Origin of the sequence: Rhodoblastus acidophilus, assembly GCF_900187365.1 — a bacterium.
GTDB lineage: Bacteria > Pseudomonadota > Alphaproteobacteria > Rhizobiales > Beijerinckiaceae > Rhodoblastus > Rhodoblastus acidophilus.
Genome location: NZ_FYDG01000003.1, coordinates 143,913 through 158,985, shown reverse-complemented (window position 1 = coordinate 158,985; position 15,073 = coordinate 143,913). Strand labels below are relative to the sequence as shown.

Below are 15,073 nucleotides of genomic sequence, written 5' to 3'. Positions count from 1 at the left end.
GGGCATTGCGCGCAGGCGCTTCGCCCGCGGTTTCTCCCCACGCAAGTCTGCAACCTGTCTAGCGTAACGGCCGGCGTCGCGTGAGCTAGCACTTCGTTGAACACGCGGCCGGCAGCCGCAAAGCCCCCTTCGCCGGAGGCGCGAAGGAGATTTCGCTTTGATGACAAACAGCGCCGGACAGGTTGACGCGGCGGGTCAGTACACCTTTGGCGTGCGCATCAATTGCGCCGCGAGATCGGAGACCGTGTCAGGCGCCAAATCCACCTGTTCCGCAACCGTGGGAGGAACCGGCGCCGGGACTTGCGCCGGTTTGACGACGACGGGGATCGCGCCCGCCGGCTTGTCGGCGATCGCGGCCAATTCGACCGGCCGGGCCGCCTGCGCCGAGGCGCGGTCGGCCGCCCTGATGGCCATGCGCAGCAGACGCTCGTTGATCTTCCAATCGAGATTCATCCGGCCGGCGACGCCGGATTCGGTGATCTGGTGAGCGAAGCGACGGTCGTCGTAACAATAGACCTTCGAGCCGCTCGCATATGTCATGTTGTTTTCCTCACAGCGGCTGCGCAGTTCCGCGGCGACGTGCTCCGCGTTGAACTGATAGCCGGAGTACCCGACCACGCCGACCATGAGGGCGAGCGCCCCATAGGCCAATCCGTGGTGGAATCGCTTGGACTTGAGCAACGCCAGCAGATCGGTCCAGGCCTGCGCCCAGACGGACGGCTCCTCGACGATTTCGGCCTTGGGCTTGGCGCGCATGGCGCGCTCGAGCAGGTGGCGCTCCAGCTCCTCCTCGGCCTCCCGCTTCTTGCGCTCCTGCTCGCGGGCCAGCTTGCGCGCGGCGAACCGGCGCTGAATGTGGTTGTCGTCGATGGCGGCTTCGGTCGACGCCGGCGGCTCGACGATTTCCAGCGCGATGGCTTCCGCCGACGCCGGCGCGGCGGCGTCGCGGGCGACCGGCTCAGGGGCCGGTTGGATGTCGCGCGCGCCGGCCTGAGGCTGCGGCGCCGACGGCATGGCGTCTCCCTGCGCCTCGACGGCGCGCGGGAGAACGTCAACCTCGCGGGGCTCAGATTCGGAAATTTGCGTGGTGCTCATAGCCAAACCCATAGAGAAAACCTGGGTCGAAGTAAAACATCACCGATTAATGGATTATTATTTTAGATCGACATGCCGCATCGCAAAGGAGAAACTTCGCAGTGAATGGTTAAACCAGAATTTTTTCTACATCTACGTTATTTATTTTGTTTTACTTACACAGACAGCTGTATTCGCACGCCCACATCGACCCACTCCGCGCATCGCCCGCCAAAAACGACGCGCTTTCAACACCCTGAGCCTTACAAAAGAAAAAGCGGGGACGCTGGGGCGTCCCCGCCGAATTGACGCAACAGCAGGCGCGATCGCTTATTCCGGCACGACGCGCACGGCGCCCTTGGCGGCGCTGGTGGTCATGGCGGCATAGGCGCGCAGCGCCGCCGAGACTTTTCGCTCGCGCGAAACCGGCTTCCAGGCCGCCTTGCCCTTGGCCTCCATGGCGGCGCGCCGGCGCTGCAATTCGTCCTCGGCGACGTCGAGCTTCAGCACGCGATTGGGAATGTCGATCACGATGGAATCGCCGGTGGCCACCAGGCCGATCAGGCCGCCCTCCTGCGCTTCGGGCGAGACATGGCCGATGCACAGACCGGAGGTGCCGCCGGAAAACCGGCCGTCGGTGATCAGCCCGCAGGCTTTGCCCAGCCCCATGCTCTTGAGATAGCTGGTGGGATAGAGCATTTCCTGCATGCCCGGGCCGCCGCGCGGGCCTTCGTAGCGGATGATCACCACATCGCCCGCCTTGACCGCGCCGGACAGAATGCCTTTGACCGCCTCGTCCTGGCTTTCGTAAACCACGGCCGGGCCGGTGAATTTCAGAATGCTCGCATCCACGCCCGCCGTCTTCACGATGGCGCCGTCTTCGGCCAGATTGCCGAACAGGACCGCGAGGCCGCCGTCCTTGGAAAAGGCGTGGTCGGCGCTGCGGATCACGCCAGTCTCGCGGTCGGCGTCCACGGATTCATAGCGCGCCTGCTGGCTGAACGCCTCCTGCGTCGGCACGCCGCCGGGCGCCGCGCGGTAGAACGTGTCGAGTTCGGCGCGGTCGGTGCGCTTGATGTCCCATTGGGCCAGACCGGCGGCGAGGCTCTCCGCATGGACGGAATGGACGTCGCGGTTGAGCAGACCGGCGCGGTCGAGTTCGCCGAGGATGCCGTGGATGCCGCCGGCGCGATGCACGTCCTCGACATGGACGTTGGCCACCGAGGGGGCGACCTTGCACAGCACGGGAACGCGGCGCGACAGCCGGTCGATGTCGGCCATCTTGAAATCGACCCCGGCTTCGTAAGCCGCCGCGAGCAGGTGCAGCACGGTGTTGGTCGAGCCGCCCATGGCGATGTCGAGCGTCATGGCGTTCTCGAACGCCTTGAAGGTGGCGATGCTGCGCGGCAGCACGCTCTCGTCGTCCTGCTCGTAATAACGCTTGCACAGGTCCACGATTTTCCGGCCGGCTTCCAGGAACAGGCCCTTGCGGTCGGCGTGGGTGGCGACCACCGTGCCATTGCCCGGCAGCGACAGGCCCAGCGCTTCCGTCAGGCAGTTCATGCTGTTGGCGGTGAACATGCCGGAGCAGGAACCGCAGGTCGGGCAGGCCGAACGCTCCATCGCCGTGACGTCGTCGTCGCTGGTCTTGGGATCGGCGGCGACGATCATGGCGTCGATCAGATCCACCTTCTTCGGTCCGGTGGAGAGCACGACCTTGCCGGCCTCCATCGGGCCGCCGGAGACGAAAATCGCGGGAATGTTGAGGCGCAGCGCCGCCATCAGCATGCCGGGCGTGATCTTGTCGCAATTGGAGATGCACACTAGAGCGTCGGCGCAATGGGCGTTGGCCATATATTCGACGCTGTCGGCGATGATCTCGCGCGAGGGCAGGCTGTAGAGCATGCCGGAATGGCCCATGGCGATGCCGTCGTCGATGGCGATGGTGTTGAATTCCTTGGCGACGCCGCCGGCGGCCTCGATCTCGCGCGCCACCAGCTGGCCCAAATCCTTCAAATGGACGTGGCCGGGCACGAACTGGGTGAAGCTGTTGACCACGGCGATGATCGGCTTGCCGAAATCGCCCTCCTTCATGCCGGTGGCGCGCCAGAGGCCGCGCGCGCCGGCCATGTTGCGGCCGTGGGTGGAAGTGCGGGAGCGATAGGCGGGCATGTTTCTCTTGGATCCTGGACTATTATTCGGTTGGGCGTGTCCTACATCTTTGCGCGCCGCCCGTCCACGCGGCGAATTAGGTTAAGCACGCCGCGACGATTGATTTGACGGCGCGCCCGGCTTGGCGAACTGTGGCGAAAAGGATTTGGATCGGCGCGATAGCGCCGGTTTCGCCCATTTCGACAGGAGCGGATTTCATGATCAAGACAGCCCTCCTCGCCGCGGTCATCGGCCTGGCGGCATTAGCCGGCGCCGGTCCGGCCCAGGCCCAATGCGTCACGTGCTGCGAGACGACGTGTCGCCCGGCGCCGCATCATGTTCGGCTGGTTCCGCATCATGCGCTGCGCCCGGTAGTGACGACGCGGCTCGTGCCGGTGGTGACCTATCGGGCGGTGCGGCGCGTTCATTACGTACAGCAGACCTATTACACTCGGCGGACGTGTCACAGGCGGGTCCACGCCCATCATTCGGGCTACGCCACCCTGGGCGACTACAGCTACGGCGATCACCGTCACCTGCGGCTCGACGCCTCCTACGGGCTGGTGCTGGGCCGATAGCCGAGGTTGGCTTTCGGCGGCGCGGGGTTTATGGGAAACGGGCGCCACGCCGCGCTCCGCTGAAGCTCCATGGGGGAAGCCTTGACTGTCGCCGATACGCCCGTCTCGCAGGATAATTTCGCCGCCGCCTTGCGTTCCGGCGTGCGCGCGGCGGTGGATTGGCTGGTCGAACGCCAGAAGCCGGACGGCCATTGGGTCGGCCGCGCCGAATCCAACAGCTGCATGGAGGCGCAATGGCGCCTCGCGCTGTGGTTCCTCGGCCTCGACGATCATCCGCTCTGCGCCCGGCTGGCCCAGTCGCTGCTCGACACGCAGCGGCCCGACGGCGCCTGGGAGATCTATTACGGCGCGCCCAATGGCGACATCAACACCACCGTCGAAGCCTATGCGGCGCTGCGCTGCTCGGGCTATGCGGCGGGCCACCCCGCCCTGCTCAATGCGCAGGCCTGGATCGAGTCCAAGGGCGGCCTGAAGAACATCCGCGTCTTCACCCGCTACTGGCTAGCGCTGATCGGCGAATGGCCGTGGGAGAAAACCCCCAACGTGCCGCCGGAAGTGATCTGGTTCCCGTTGTGGTTTCCCTTCAACATCTACCATTTCGCCCAATGGGCGCGCGCGACGCTGGTGCCGATCACCGTGCTGTCGGCGCGGCGCCCGTCGCGGCCGCTGCCGCCGCAAAACCGGCTCGACGCCCTGTTCCCCGAGGGGCGCGACGCCTTCGACTATGCGCTGCCGGCCAAGCCGCAGCCGGATCTCTGGGACCGGTTCTTCCGCCGCGCCGACAAGATTCTGCATGGGCTGCAGGATTTCGGCCATCTCACCGGCCTCGGCGGCCTGCGCTCCGCCGCCGTCCGGCATGTGCTGGAATGGATCGTCAAGCACCAGGACGCCGACGGGGCCTGGGGCGGCATCCAGCCGCCGTGGATCTACAGCCTGATGGCGCTGAAGACGGAGGGCTATCCCGTCACCCATCCCGTGCTGGCCAAGGGGCTGGACGCGCTCAACGATCCCGGCTGGCGCGTCGATGTCGGCGACGCTACGTTCATCCAGGCCACCAACAGCCCGGTCTGGGACACGATGCTGACGCTGCTGGCCTTCGACGACGCCGAGGCGCTCGACAGCGAGGCGGCGGACAAAGCCGTGGACTGGCTGCTGCGGCGGCAGGTGCGCGTTCCCGGCGACTGGTCGGTAAAACTGCCCAAGGTTCAGCCGGGCGGCTGGGCGTTCGAATACGCCAACAATTGCTATCCCGACACCGACGACACCGCCGTGGCGCTGATCGCGCTGGTCCCGTTCCGCACGCAGGAAAAGTGGAAGGCGCGCGGCATTGAGGAGGCGATTCAGCTCGGCGTGGACTGGCTGATCGCCATGCAGAGCCAAAGTGGCGGCTGGGGCGCGTTCGACAAGGACAACACCCGGAAAATCCTCACCAAAATCCCGTTCTGCGATTTTGGCGAGGCGCTGGACCCGCCCTCGGTGGACGTGACCGCCCATGTCGTCGAGGCGTTCGGCAAGCTGGGGATTTCGCGCGAGCATCCGTCGATGATCCGGGCGCTGCGCTACATCCGCGAGCAGCAGGAGGCGGACGGCCCGTGGTTCGGGCGCTGGGGCGTCAATTATCTCTATGGAACCGGCGCGGTGCTGCCGGCGCTCGCCGCCATCGGCGAGGACATGACGCAACCGTATATCGGCCGCGCCTGCGACTGGCTGGTTTCGCGCCAGCAGGCCAATGGCGGCTGGGGCGAGAGCTGCGCCTCCTACATGCAGGCGGATCAGGCCGGGCGCGGCGAGGCCACCGCGTCGCAAACCGGCTGGGCGCTGATGGCGCTGCTAGCCGTCGGACGCGCGCAGGACCGCGAGTCCATCGAGCGCGGCTGCCAGTATTTGCTGGAAAACCAGCGCGAAGGGACGTGGCCGGAGCCGCACTTCACCGGCACGGGCTTCCCCGGCTATGGCGTGGGGCAGACGATCCGGCTCGACGATCCCCTGCTGGCGCAGCGGCTGAAACAGGGGCCGGAGCTGTCGCGCGCCTTCATGCTGCGTTACGGCATGTACTGCCATTATTTCCCGCTGATGGCCCTTTCCCGCGCCATCCGGCGCATTTGAGCGGAACGGACGCGCGTTCCGGGCGTTGTCGCGCCGCGCGGGCTTAAGCCCGCGCCAAGGGAGCGCCGCATGATCATCGGACATTTCGCCACCCGCCGCGACGCCGAACGCGCGGTGGAGCATCTGGTGCAGGAACACGGTCTGGAGCGGACCGATATTTTCGTCGTGGCCGAGGGCGCCGCCAACAGCGCGGGCACCCGCGTCGCTGGCGCCGATCTGGAGAGCGGCCATTATGGCGCCGAGGATCTGACGAACGACAAGGAGCCGGAATTGGCTGGCGCCATCGAGGTTTCCGTCGAATGTGACGACGAACAGACGGAAATCGTGACCGACGCCCTGCGCGCGGCGGGCGCCGAACAGGTGCGGTTGCAATAGAGCGACGGCCGAGGTTTACCACCGCATGATAGACGCTGCCTATCATGCGTTTGAAACAATTGATTTGCGCCGAACCGGCCTTTGCGTTCTGATCCTGTCAATCTGCAAAATCATAAAAAATGCAGGACTTCAGGGATGGAAACACAATTGTCGTGGGACGAATCCCGCGCTCAAGACATCATTGCGTCGAAAACCGGCCTGGAAGGGCCGCTGCTGCCGATCCTGCATGAATTGCAGGAGACGTTCGGCTATGTCGACGCGCGCGCGGTCGGACTGATCGCCGGGGCGCTCAACGTTTCGCGCGCGGAAGTGTTCGGGACGCTGAGCTTTTACAAGGATTTCAAGCGGCAAAAGCCGCTCGGGCGCACGATAAAACTGTGCCGCGCCGAGGCGTGCCAGGCGCGCGGCGCCGAGGATTTGGCGGAGCGGTTCGAGCAGGCGACGGGCTGCCGCATCGACGGCGGCTTCCACGGCGGCGTCGAGGTCGAGACCGTCTATTGCCTGGGCAATTGCGCGCTCGGCCCCAACGCCCTGTATGACGGCGAGATTTTCGGCGCTTTGACCGACGAGGCGCTGGCCGCCCTGCACGCTCGCGCCGCGCGCGAAGGAGCGGCCCGATGACCGCCCTGACCGTTTACATTCCCTGCGACGCCGCCGCGCTCTCGCTCGGCGCGGATCGGGTGGCCGACGCGTTCCGGCGCGAGGCTTTGGCGCACGGCGTGTCGCTGGAGATCAAGCGGACCGGCTCGCATGGCATGTTCTGGCTGGAGCCGCTGGTCGAGATCGCAACGCCGCAGGGCCGGGTCGGCTTCGGCCCGGTGCGGCCCGAGGATGTCGCCGGGCTGTTCGAGACCGGCGCGCTGGCCGGCGGCGCGCACCGGCTCAGGCTCGGCCCCGTCGCCGACATGGTGTGGATGCAGCAGCAGCAGCGGCTGTCCTTCGCCCGCTGCGGCGTGGTCGATCCGCTGTCGCTCGACGATTACGCCGCTCATGACGGGCTCAAGGGGCTGCGGCGGGCGTTGCAGATATCGCCCGCCGAAGTGGTCGAGGAAGTCCGCGCCTCCGGCCTGCGCGGACGCGGCGGCGCCGGTTTCCCCACCGGCGTCAAATGGAAGACGGTCCACGACGCGCAAGCCGACCGCAAATATGTGATCTGCAACGCCGATGAGGGCGACAGCGGCACGTTTGCTGACCGCATGATCTTTGAAGGCGACCCCTTCATGCTGATCGAGGGCATGGCCATCGGCGCCTATGCCGTCGGCGCCTCCAAGGGCTTCATCTACCTGCGCTCGGAATATCCCCATGCCGCGAAAACCATGGCGCGGGCGATGGAGCTGGCGGAACAGGCCGGCTGGATCGGCGACGACGCCTTCGGTCCCGGAAAACACTTCCATCTCGAACAGCGCATCGGCGCCGGAGCCTATATCTGCGGCGAGGAAACCGCGCTGATCGAAAGCCTGGAGGGCAAGCGCGCGCTGGTGCGGGCCAAGCCGCCGATCCCGGCGCTGCACGGCCTGTTCGGGCGGCCGACGCTGGTCAACAACGTGCTGTCCTTCGCGGCGATCCCGTTCATTCTCGCCGAGGGCGGACAGGCTTACGCCGATTTCGGCAGCGGCAAGTCGCGCGGCACCCTGCCCGTTCAGCTTGGCGGCAATGTCAAGCGCGGCGGGCTGATCGAACTCGCCTTCGGCATCACCTTGCGCGAGATCGTCGAGGGGTTCGGCGGCGGCACAGCCTCGGGGCGACCGATCCGCGCCATCCAGATTGGCGGCCCCCTCGGCGCCTATATCACCGAGTCGCAACTCGATTTGCAGATGGATTACGAGGAGCTGGCGGCCAACGGCGCCATGCTCGGCCATGGCGGCATCGTCGTGTTCGACGATACCGTGGACATGGCGCGCATGGCGCGGTTCGCCTTGCGCTTCGGCGCCGACGAGAGTTGCGGCAAATGCACGCCCTGCCGCATCGGCGCGACGCGCGGCGGCGAGCTGGTCGAGCGCATCGTGGCGGGCGAGCGGATTCCGCAGAACATCGCGCTGCTGCGCGACCTTTGCGACGTAATGACAGCGGGATCGCTTTGCGCCCATGGCGGGTTGATCCCCAATCCCGTGCTCTCCGCCCTGAACCGTTTTCCGGAAGATTTCTCCCCCGTCGCGCACAAAACCGCAGCCGAATAGGAGCGTTCCATGCTGATCAAGGAACTGGACTTCGGCACGCCCATCCGCGTTTCCGACCAAACCGTCACGCTCACCATCGACGGCGAGCAGGTCACCGTGCCCCAGGGGACATCGGTGATGGCCGCCTCGACGCAGCGCGGGGTGAAAATCCCCAAACTGTGCGCCACGGACTCGCTGGAAAGTTTCGGCTCCTGCCGCATGTGTCTGGTTGAAATCGAAGGCCGGCGCGGAACGCCGGCCTCCTGCACCACGCCCGCCGAAGACGGCATGGTGGTGCGCACCCAGACCGAGCGGCTGCAAAAGCTGCGGCGCGGCGTGATGGAGCTGTACATCTCCGACCATCCGCTCGATTGCCTGACCTGCGCCGCCAACGGCGATTGCGAGTTGCAGGATACGGCGGGCGAGGTCGGCCTGCGCGCGGTGCGCTATGGCGAGGGCGCCAACCATCTGAAGGACGCCAAGGACGAGTCCAACCCCTACTTCACTTACGATCCGTCCAAGTGCATCGTCTGCTATCGCTGCGTGCGCGCCTGCGAGGAGGTGCAGGGCACGTTCGCGCTGACCGCCAGCGGACGCGGCTTCGATTCGCGCATCGCATCCGGGCCGACCGATTTCCTCACCAGCGAATGTGTGTCCTGCGGCGCCTGCGTGCAGGCCTGCCCGACAGCAACGCTGATCGAAAAGAGCGTGATCGCCGAGGGACAGCCGGAACATTCCAAGGTCACCACCTGCGCCTATTGCGGCGTCGGCTGTTCGTTCAAGGCGGAAATGCGCGGCGAGCAACTGGTGCGCATGGTCCCGTACAAGCAGGGCCAGGCGAACGAGGGCCATAGCTGCGTCAAGGGCCGCTTCGCCTATGGCTACGCCACCCACAAGGACCGCAAGACCAAGCCGATGATCCGCGAGAGGATCACCGACCCGTGGCGCGAGGTTTCGTGGGACGAGGCCATCGCGCATACCGCGTCCGAGTTCAAGCGGATCCAGAGCAAATATGGCCGGGAATCCGTGGGCGCCATTTCCTCCTCGCGCTGCACCAACGAGGAAGTGTTCGTGCTGCAAAAGCTGGTGCGGGCCGCGCTGCGCAACAACAATATCGACACCTGCGCCCGCGTCTGCCATTCGCCGACCGGCTACGGCCTGTCGGTGACGCTCGGCACCTCAGCGGGCACGCAGGATTTCAAGTCGGTGGACGAAGCCGACGTCATTCTGGTGATCGGCGCCAATCCGACCGACGCCCATCCGGTGTTCGGCTCGCGGATGAAGAAGCGGCTGCGGCAAGGCGCCAAGCTGATCGTGATCGACCCGCGCGCCATCGACCTCGTGCGCTCGCCGCATGTTCAGGCGGCGCATCACCTGCAATTGCTGCCCGGAACCAATGTCGCCGTGGTCAATGCGCTGGCGCATGTGATCGTGACGGAAGGGCTGCTGAGGGAGGACTATATCGCCGCGCGCTGCGACCGCGACGCGTTTGAATCCTGGGCGCGCTTTATCGCGCTGGAGCAGAATTCGCCCGAATACAGCGAGCAGTTCACCGGCGTCCCCGCCGCCGAACTGCGCAAGGCCGCGCGTCTCTACGCCAGCGTGAAAAACGCCGCAATCTACTACGGCCTCGGCGTCACCGAGCACAGCCAGGGCTCGACCACGGTGATGGCTTTGGCGAATCTCGCCATGGCCACCGGCAATATCGGCCATGTCGGCGCCGGCGTGAATCCGTTGCGCGGGCAGAACAATGTGCAGGGCTCCTGCGACATGGGGTCGTTCCCGCACGAATTGCCGGGCTATCGCCATGTCGGCAACGACGAGGTGCGCGGCGCCTTCGAGACGCGCTGGGGGTTAAAGCTCGATGACGAGCCGGGCCTGCGCATCCCCAACATGTTCGACGAGGCGCTCGGCGGGCATTTCAAGGGTCTGTTCGTGCATGGCGAGGACATCGCGCAATCCGATCCGAACACCAATCACGTCTCGGCCGCGTTGAAGAACATGGAATGCGTGGTGGTGCAGGACCTGTTCCTGAACGAGACGGCCAAATTCGCGCATGTGTTCCTGCCGGGCGCGTCTTTCCTCGAAAAGGACGGCACCTTCACCAACGCCGAGCGCCGTATCAACCGGGTGCGAAAAGTGATGACGCCGCTGTCGGGCAAGGACGAATGGGCGGCGATCTGCGAACTCTCGACCGCGCTCGGCTATCCCATGGCGTACAATCATCCATCGGAAATCATGGACGAGATCGCGGCGCTGACCCCGACCTTCGCCGGCGTGAGCTATTCCAAGCTGGACGAAATGGGGTCGGTGCAATGGCCGTGCAACGAGGCTTCGCCCGAGGGCACGCCGATGATGCATGTCGAGCGTTTCGTCAACGGCGCCGGCAAGTTCATGTTGACCGAATATGTGCCCACCAGCGAACGCAGCGGGCCGCGCTTCCCGCTGATCCTCACCACCGGGCGCATCCTGTCGCAATATAATGTCGGCGCGCAGACGCGGCGCACCGAGAACTCGGCGTGGCATCCCGAGGATGTGCTGGAAATCCACCCGTTCGACGCCGAGCAGCGCGGCATTCTCGATGGCGAGCTGGTGTCGGTGGCCTCGCGCGCCGGAGATGTGGCGTTGCGGGCCAAGATCAGCGAGCGGATGCAGCCGGGCGTGGTTTACACCACGTTCCATCACCCCGGCTCCGGCGCCAATGTCGTCACCACGGAAAACAGCGATTGGGCGACCAATTGCCCGGAATACAAGGTGACGGCGGTGGAGGTGCGGCGCACCAATTCGCTGTCGGACTGGCAGCGGCGCAACGCGCATGAGGACGTCGCCCTGCGGCTGCTGGAGGGCGCGAATGCCGCCGAGTGAGCTTTTTGCTTTTCCCGCGCGCGAGGCGGCGACACAGGTGTTCGAGGCCGGCGGGCTGACGCATGACGGCGCGCGCGCCGTCGCCGAGGAAACGCCGGTGAGCTTTCTGTTCGGCGGCGTGCCCTATGCGGTGATGATGGCCAGCCCCGGCGACGTCGAGGATTTCGCCTTCGGCTTCGCCCTTACAGAGGGACTGATCGCGGGCGTGGAGGACATTCGCGCCCTCGACGTCGCCGCGCGGGGCCAGGGCGTCGCCGTGGACATGCGCCTCGCCCCGGAAAAGATGCGCGGGCATCTCGCCCGACGCCGCGCCATCGAGGGACGCAGCTCCTGCGGGCTGTGCGGCGTCGAGAGCGAGGCCATGCTGCCGCAGGCGCGCCGGCTGGCGCCGGCGGCGCCGGTCGAGGCCCAGGCGGTGTTCGCCGCGCTCAAAAACCTTTCCGCGAACCAACCGCTCAACGCGCTCACACGCGCCGTCCACGCCGCCGCCTTTTGCGACCGCGACGGCGTCATCCTGATCGCGCGCGAGGATGTCGGGCGGCACAATGCGCTCGACAAATGTATCGGCGCGGCGCTGCGGCAAGGTTTGCGCGCCCAAAACGGTTTTGTCGTCGTCACCAGCCGCGCATCCTTCGAAATGGTCGAGAAAACCGCGTTTTTCGGCGCCCCGCTGCTGGCGGCCATTTCCGCGCCGACCAGCCTCGCCATCGCGCGGGCCGAAGCGTTGGGCCTGACGCTGGCCGCCGTGGCGCGCGCCGACAGTTTTGCGGTTTTCGCCGGAGACGTCGCCCGTTCCGATCTTTCGCAGCACAGGACCGCCTCATGAACGAAATCGCCCACGATTCCAGCGCGAAGCTGCTGACCATGGCGGGCCAGATCGCCGATTTCTACAAGAGTTCGGGCGCGACGGCGCCCGAGGCCATCGCCGGCCATATCAACAAGTTCTGGACCCCGAAAATGCGCGAGGATTTTCTGGCGGCGGCGGGCGGCCGCACGCTGGAGCCGGCCGCGCTGGAGGCGGCGCGCGGATTGGTGAAGCGAAGAAAGGCGCAGGCGTTCTAGACGCCGTTTTCAAAGCGGATTTCAAAAACGGACCGGAAATCCGGCCGCAATTGGGAGGAAGCAATGACTGCACAGATTCACGCTGGCGCCCCGCCGGCGCCGCATTGGCTTGACCGCGAGGCCACCGTCGCCAAGCCCGGCTTCAACAGGTGGCTCGTTCCGCCCGCCGCGCTGGCCATCCATCTCTGCATCGGCATGGCGTATGGTTTTTCGGTGTTCTGGCTGCCGTTGAGCCAATCGCTCGGAATCGCCAAATCCGTCGCCTGCCCCGCCGGCGCCGGCCTGCTGACCGCCCTGTTCACCACCAGCTGCGACTGGAAAGTGGCCGATCTCGGCTGGATGTACACCTTGTTCTTCGTGCTGCTCGGCTCCTCGGCGGCGCTGTGGGGCGGCTGGCTGGAGCGCGCCGGGCCGCGCAAGGCCGGGCTTGTCGCCGCCTTCTGCTGGGCCGGCGGGCTGCTGATCGGCGCCGCCGGCGTCTATTGGCACCAGCTCTGGCTGCTGTGGCTGGGACCGGGCGTGATCGGCGGAATCGGCTTGGGGCTGGGCTATATTTCGCCGGTCTCGACGCTGATCAAATGGTTTCCCGACCGGCGCGGCATGGCCACCGGCATGGCCATCATGGGCTTCGGCGGCGGCGCGATGATCGGCTCGCCGCTGGCGGCGCTGCTGATGAACCATTTCAAGACGCCGGACAGCGTCGGCGTCTGGCAAACGTTTGTCGTGCTCGGCGGCGTTTATTTCCTCTACATGCTTGGCGGCGCGCTGGGCTATCGCGTGCCGCCGCACGGCTGGCGCCCGGAGGGCTGGACCCCGCCCGCGACCCGCAACAGGATGATCTCCAGCGGCAACGTGCATCTGCGCGACGCGCACAAGACGCCGCAGTTCTGGCTGATCTGGCTGGTGCTGTGCCTGAACGTCTCCGCCGGCATCGGCGTGATCGGCATGGCCTCGCCCATGTTGCAGGAGATTTTCGGCGGCGCCCTGATCGGCAAGCCGGAGCTGGGCTTCGCCGCGCTCGACGCCTCGCAGAAGGGCGCCATCGCGGTGATTGCGGCGGGCTTTGCGGGCTTGCTGTCGCTGTTCAACATCGCCGGGCGCTTCCTGTGGGCCTCGTCCTCGGACCATTTCGGGCGCAAGGCGACCTATTTCATCTTCTTCGGCCTCGGCATCGCCCTTTACGCAGCGGCGCCGACGCTGGCGCATAGCGGAGACCGCGCGCTGTTCGTGCTGGCGTTCGGCATCATCCTGTCGATGTATGGCGGCGGTTTCGCCACCGTGCCGGCCTATCTCGCGGATATTTTCGGCACGGCCTATGTCGGCGCCATCCATGGCCGCCTGCTCACGGCTTGGTCCACCGCCGGCATTGTCGGCCCCGTGGTGGTCAACTACATCCGCGAGTTCAACAAGGCGGCGGGCGTGCCGGCGGACCGGCTCTACGACGCCACCCTGTACATTCTCGCCGGCTTCCTTGTGGTCGGGCTGATCTGCAACGCGCTGGTGCGGCCGGTGAACCCCAAATATCTGATGCCGGAGGACGAGAGCGAGAAACTCGCGACGGCGCAGGCGATTCCGTCCGGCCCGATCGGCGGCTACGGCATTGGCGGCGGCGCGTTCGACATCAAGGCGGCGCTGGCCTGGGGCGCGGTCGGCGTTCCCCTCGCCTGGGGCGTGTGGCAGACGTTGCAAAAAGCGCTGGCCATCTTCCAGTGACCCCAAGCGATGAGACCCGGAGGCGCCCCCTCCGGGCTTTTTTTAGAAACCTTCCAAACAACGCCAATATGGTTTGCGGCGAGCGGGAACGCTGGCATTCTTTTGATGCCCTGGAACTGCACCGTTTTCGCTCAAGCTTGGCGGACCCATGATTCTCTGTTCCTGCAATGTGATTTCCGACCGCGACGTTCAAACCGCGTCCAAGCCGTGCGGCGCGCCGGTCGAACGGCCCAGCGAGGTGTTCCGCTGCCTGGGACGCGCGCCCAAATGCGGCAAGTGCATTCGCAGCATTCGCTCGGCGCTCGACTCGTCCTGCGGCGGCGAGGAGCCGTCGCGCGGCCAGGCCGATCTCTCCGCCTGCGCCTGAAATTCGCCCGGTGGGGCGCCACTATTATCGGCTTGCGCCGCCCCGGCGGCCGGTTAGACTTGGCTCCCTGAAAAAAACTCCGGGAGAACAACATGCGCGGCGACACAAGAGTCATTGAATATCTCAACAAGGCCCTGCGCAGCGAACTCACCGCAATCAACCAATATTGGCTGCATTACCGTATCCTGGACAATTGGGGCTATCGGGAACTCGCCAAGAAATGGCGCAAGGAATCCATCGAGGAAATGGAGCACGCCGACAAGGTGACGGCGCGCATTCTGTTTCTCGAAGGCTTTCCCAACATGCAGGAGCTGAGCGCCCTGCGCATCGGTGAGAATATCGAGGAAATCCTCCGCGCCGATCTTGCGGCCGAACTGGACGCCCGCGCGCTCTATCTCGAAGCCGCCGCCTATTGCCTGTCCGTCAACGATCGCGTCACGCAAAACCTGTTCGAGCAGCTCACCCATGACGAGGAGGAGCATATCGACTTCCTCGAAACCCAGCTTGAGCTGATCAAGCAGGTGGGCGTTCAGCTCTACGGCCAGAAGCATATGGGCGAGATTTCCTGAGACGCGAACAGCGTCGGATCGAAGCAGGCGGTGGGGACGGCGCAGGTCGCCTCCCCT

14 protein-coding genes are annotated in these 15,073 nt (G+C 65.8%); 12 read left to right on the top strand and 2 right to left on the bottom strand.

What is annotated here, in order from left to right; genetic code table 11:
- Window positions 1-195: 195 nt before the first annotated feature.
- Entirely contained in the window at window positions 196-1,014 is an 819-nt protein-coding gene (locus CFB24_RS09025; protein WP_141098400.1) for a hypothetical protein, read from the bottom strand.
- A gap of 70 nt (window positions 1,015-1,084) precedes the next feature.
- On the opposite strand from CFB24_RS09025, the gene CFB24_RS22505 reads away from it, so the two are divergent.
- A complete protein-coding gene (locus CFB24_RS22505; protein WP_141098399.1) occupies window positions 1,085-1,462 on the top strand; it encodes a hypothetical protein in 378 nt (125 codons plus the stop codon).
- Here CFB24_RS22505 and ilvD read toward each other — a convergent pair.
- Window positions 1,405-3,246 carry a dihydroxy-acid dehydratase gene (ilvD, locus tag CFB24_RS09020; RefSeq protein ID WP_088520270.1) on the bottom strand — a complete coding sequence of 614 codons (1,842 nt, stop codon included), beginning with the start codon at window positions 3,244-3,246 and terminating at the stop codon, window positions 1,405-1,407. The two genes, CFB24_RS22505 and ilvD, sit on opposite strands and share 58 nt — an antisense overlap.
- Before the next feature lie 131 nt (window positions 3,247-3,377).
- Between ilvD and CFB24_RS09015 the strand changes: the two genes are divergently transcribed.
- From CFB24_RS09015 to bfr, 11 genes are all read left to right on the top strand, one after another.
- Window positions 3,378-3,803 (top strand): hypothetical protein, encoded by a 426-nt coding sequence (locus CFB24_RS09015; protein ID WP_141098398.1) that lies wholly within the window; start codon window positions 3,378-3,380, stop codon window positions 3,801-3,803.
- Between the two features lie 81 nt (window positions 3,804-3,884).
- The gene (gene shc / locus CFB24_RS09010; protein ID WP_244593148.1) at window positions 3,885-5,909 is read left to right on the top strand and encodes a squalene--hopene cyclase; all 2,025 of its coding nucleotides are present in this window, start codon (window positions 3,885-3,887) and stop codon (window positions 5,907-5,909) included.
- A 69-nt stretch (window positions 5,910-5,978) separates the two neighbouring features.
- The gene (locus tag CFB24_RS09005; RefSeq protein ID WP_088520267.1) at window positions 5,979-6,284 is read left to right on the top strand and encodes a hypothetical protein; all 306 of its coding nucleotides are present in this window, start codon (window positions 5,979-5,981) and stop codon (window positions 6,282-6,284) included.
- A gap of 135 nt (window positions 6,285-6,419) precedes the next feature.
- Window positions 6,420-6,905, top strand: coding sequence for an NAD(P)H-dependent oxidoreductase subunit E (locus CFB24_RS09000; protein WP_088520266.1), 486 nt, complete (start codon window positions 6,420-6,422; stop codon window positions 6,903-6,905).
- Complete coding sequence (locus CFB24_RS08995) at window positions 6,902-8,461, top strand: formate dehydrogenase beta subunit (RefSeq protein ID WP_088520265.1); 1,560 nt, start codon at window positions 6,902-6,904, stop codon at window positions 8,459-8,461. The genes CFB24_RS09000 and CFB24_RS08995 overlap by 4 nt, the downstream gene beginning before the upstream one ends.
- 9 nt (window positions 8,462-8,470) lie before the next feature.
- Window positions 8,471-11,305 (top strand): formate dehydrogenase subunit alpha, encoded by a 2,835-nt coding sequence (gene fdhF, locus CFB24_RS08990; RefSeq protein ID WP_088520264.1) that lies wholly within the window; start codon window positions 8,471-8,473, stop codon window positions 11,303-11,305.
- A complete protein-coding gene (gene fdhD, locus CFB24_RS08985) occupies window positions 11,292-12,131 on the top strand; it encodes a formate dehydrogenase accessory sulfurtransferase FdhD (protein WP_088520263.1) in 840 nt (279 codons plus the stop codon). The genes fdhF and fdhD overlap by 14 nt, the downstream gene beginning before the upstream one ends.
- Complete coding sequence (locus CFB24_RS08980; protein ID WP_244593147.1) at window positions 12,128-12,367, top strand: formate dehydrogenase subunit delta; 240 nt, start codon at window positions 12,128-12,130, stop codon at window positions 12,365-12,367. The genes fdhD and CFB24_RS08980 overlap by 4 nt, the downstream gene beginning before the upstream one ends.
- A gap of 63 nt (window positions 12,368-12,430) precedes the next feature.
- Window positions 12,431-14,080: an OFA family MFS transporter gene (locus tag CFB24_RS08975; RefSeq protein ID WP_088520262.1), complete on the top strand. Its 1,650-nt coding sequence runs from the start codon at window positions 12,431-12,433 to the stop codon at window positions 14,078-14,080.
- 148 nt (window positions 14,081-14,228) lie between these two features.
- The gene (locus CFB24_RS08970) at window positions 14,229-14,447 is read left to right on the top strand and encodes a (2Fe-2S)-binding protein (RefSeq protein WP_088520261.1); all 219 of its coding nucleotides are present in this window, start codon (window positions 14,229-14,231) and stop codon (window positions 14,445-14,447) included.
- A gap of 92 nt (window positions 14,448-14,539) precedes the next feature.
- Entirely contained in the window at window positions 14,540-15,016 is a 477-nt protein-coding gene (bfr, locus tag CFB24_RS08965) for a bacterioferritin (protein ID WP_088520260.1), read from the top strand.
- The last annotated feature ends 57 nt before the right edge of the window (window positions 15,017-15,073 follow it).

Excerpts from the sequence above, each read along its gene's own strand:
- CFB24_RS09025 (WP_141098400.1), bottom strand. The coding sequence starts at position 1,014 with ATGCCGTCGGCGCCGCAGCCTCAGGCCGGCGCGCGCGACATCCAACCG.
- fdhD (WP_088520263.1), top strand. The coding sequence starts at position 11,292 with ATGCCGCCGAGTGAGCTTTTTGCTTTTCCCGCGCGCGAGGCGGCGACA.
- CFB24_RS08995 (WP_088520265.1), top strand. The coding sequence starts at position 6,902 with ATGACCGCCCTGACCGTTTACATTCCCTGCGACGCCGCCGCGCTCTCG.
- ilvD (WP_088520270.1), bottom strand. The coding sequence starts at position 3,246 with ATGCCCGCCTATCGCTCCCGCACTTCCACCCACGGCCGCAACATGGCC.
- CFB24_RS08975 (WP_088520262.1), top strand. The coding sequence starts at position 12,431 with ATGACTGCACAGATTCACGCTGGCGCCCCGCCGGCGCCGCATTGGCTT.
- fdhF (WP_088520264.1), top strand. The coding sequence starts at position 8,471 with ATGCTGATCAAGGAACTGGACTTCGGCACGCCCATCCGCGTTTCCGAC.
- bfr (WP_088520260.1), top strand. The coding sequence starts at position 14,540 with ATGCGCGGCGACACAAGAGTCATTGAATATCTCAACAAGGCCCTGCGC.
- CFB24_RS08980 (WP_244593147.1), top strand. The coding sequence starts at position 12,128 with ATGAACGAAATCGCCCACGATTCCAGCGCGAAGCTGCTGACCATGGCG.
- CFB24_RS09005 (WP_088520267.1), top strand. The coding sequence starts at position 5,979 with ATGATCATCGGACATTTCGCCACCCGCCGCGACGCCGAACGCGCGGTG.
- CFB24_RS09000 (WP_088520266.1), top strand. The coding sequence starts at position 6,420 with ATGGAAACACAATTGTCGTGGGACGAATCCCGCGCTCAAGACATCATT.
- CFB24_RS08970 (WP_088520261.1), top strand. The coding sequence starts at position 14,229 with ATGATTCTCTGTTCCTGCAATGTGATTTCCGACCGCGACGTTCAAACC.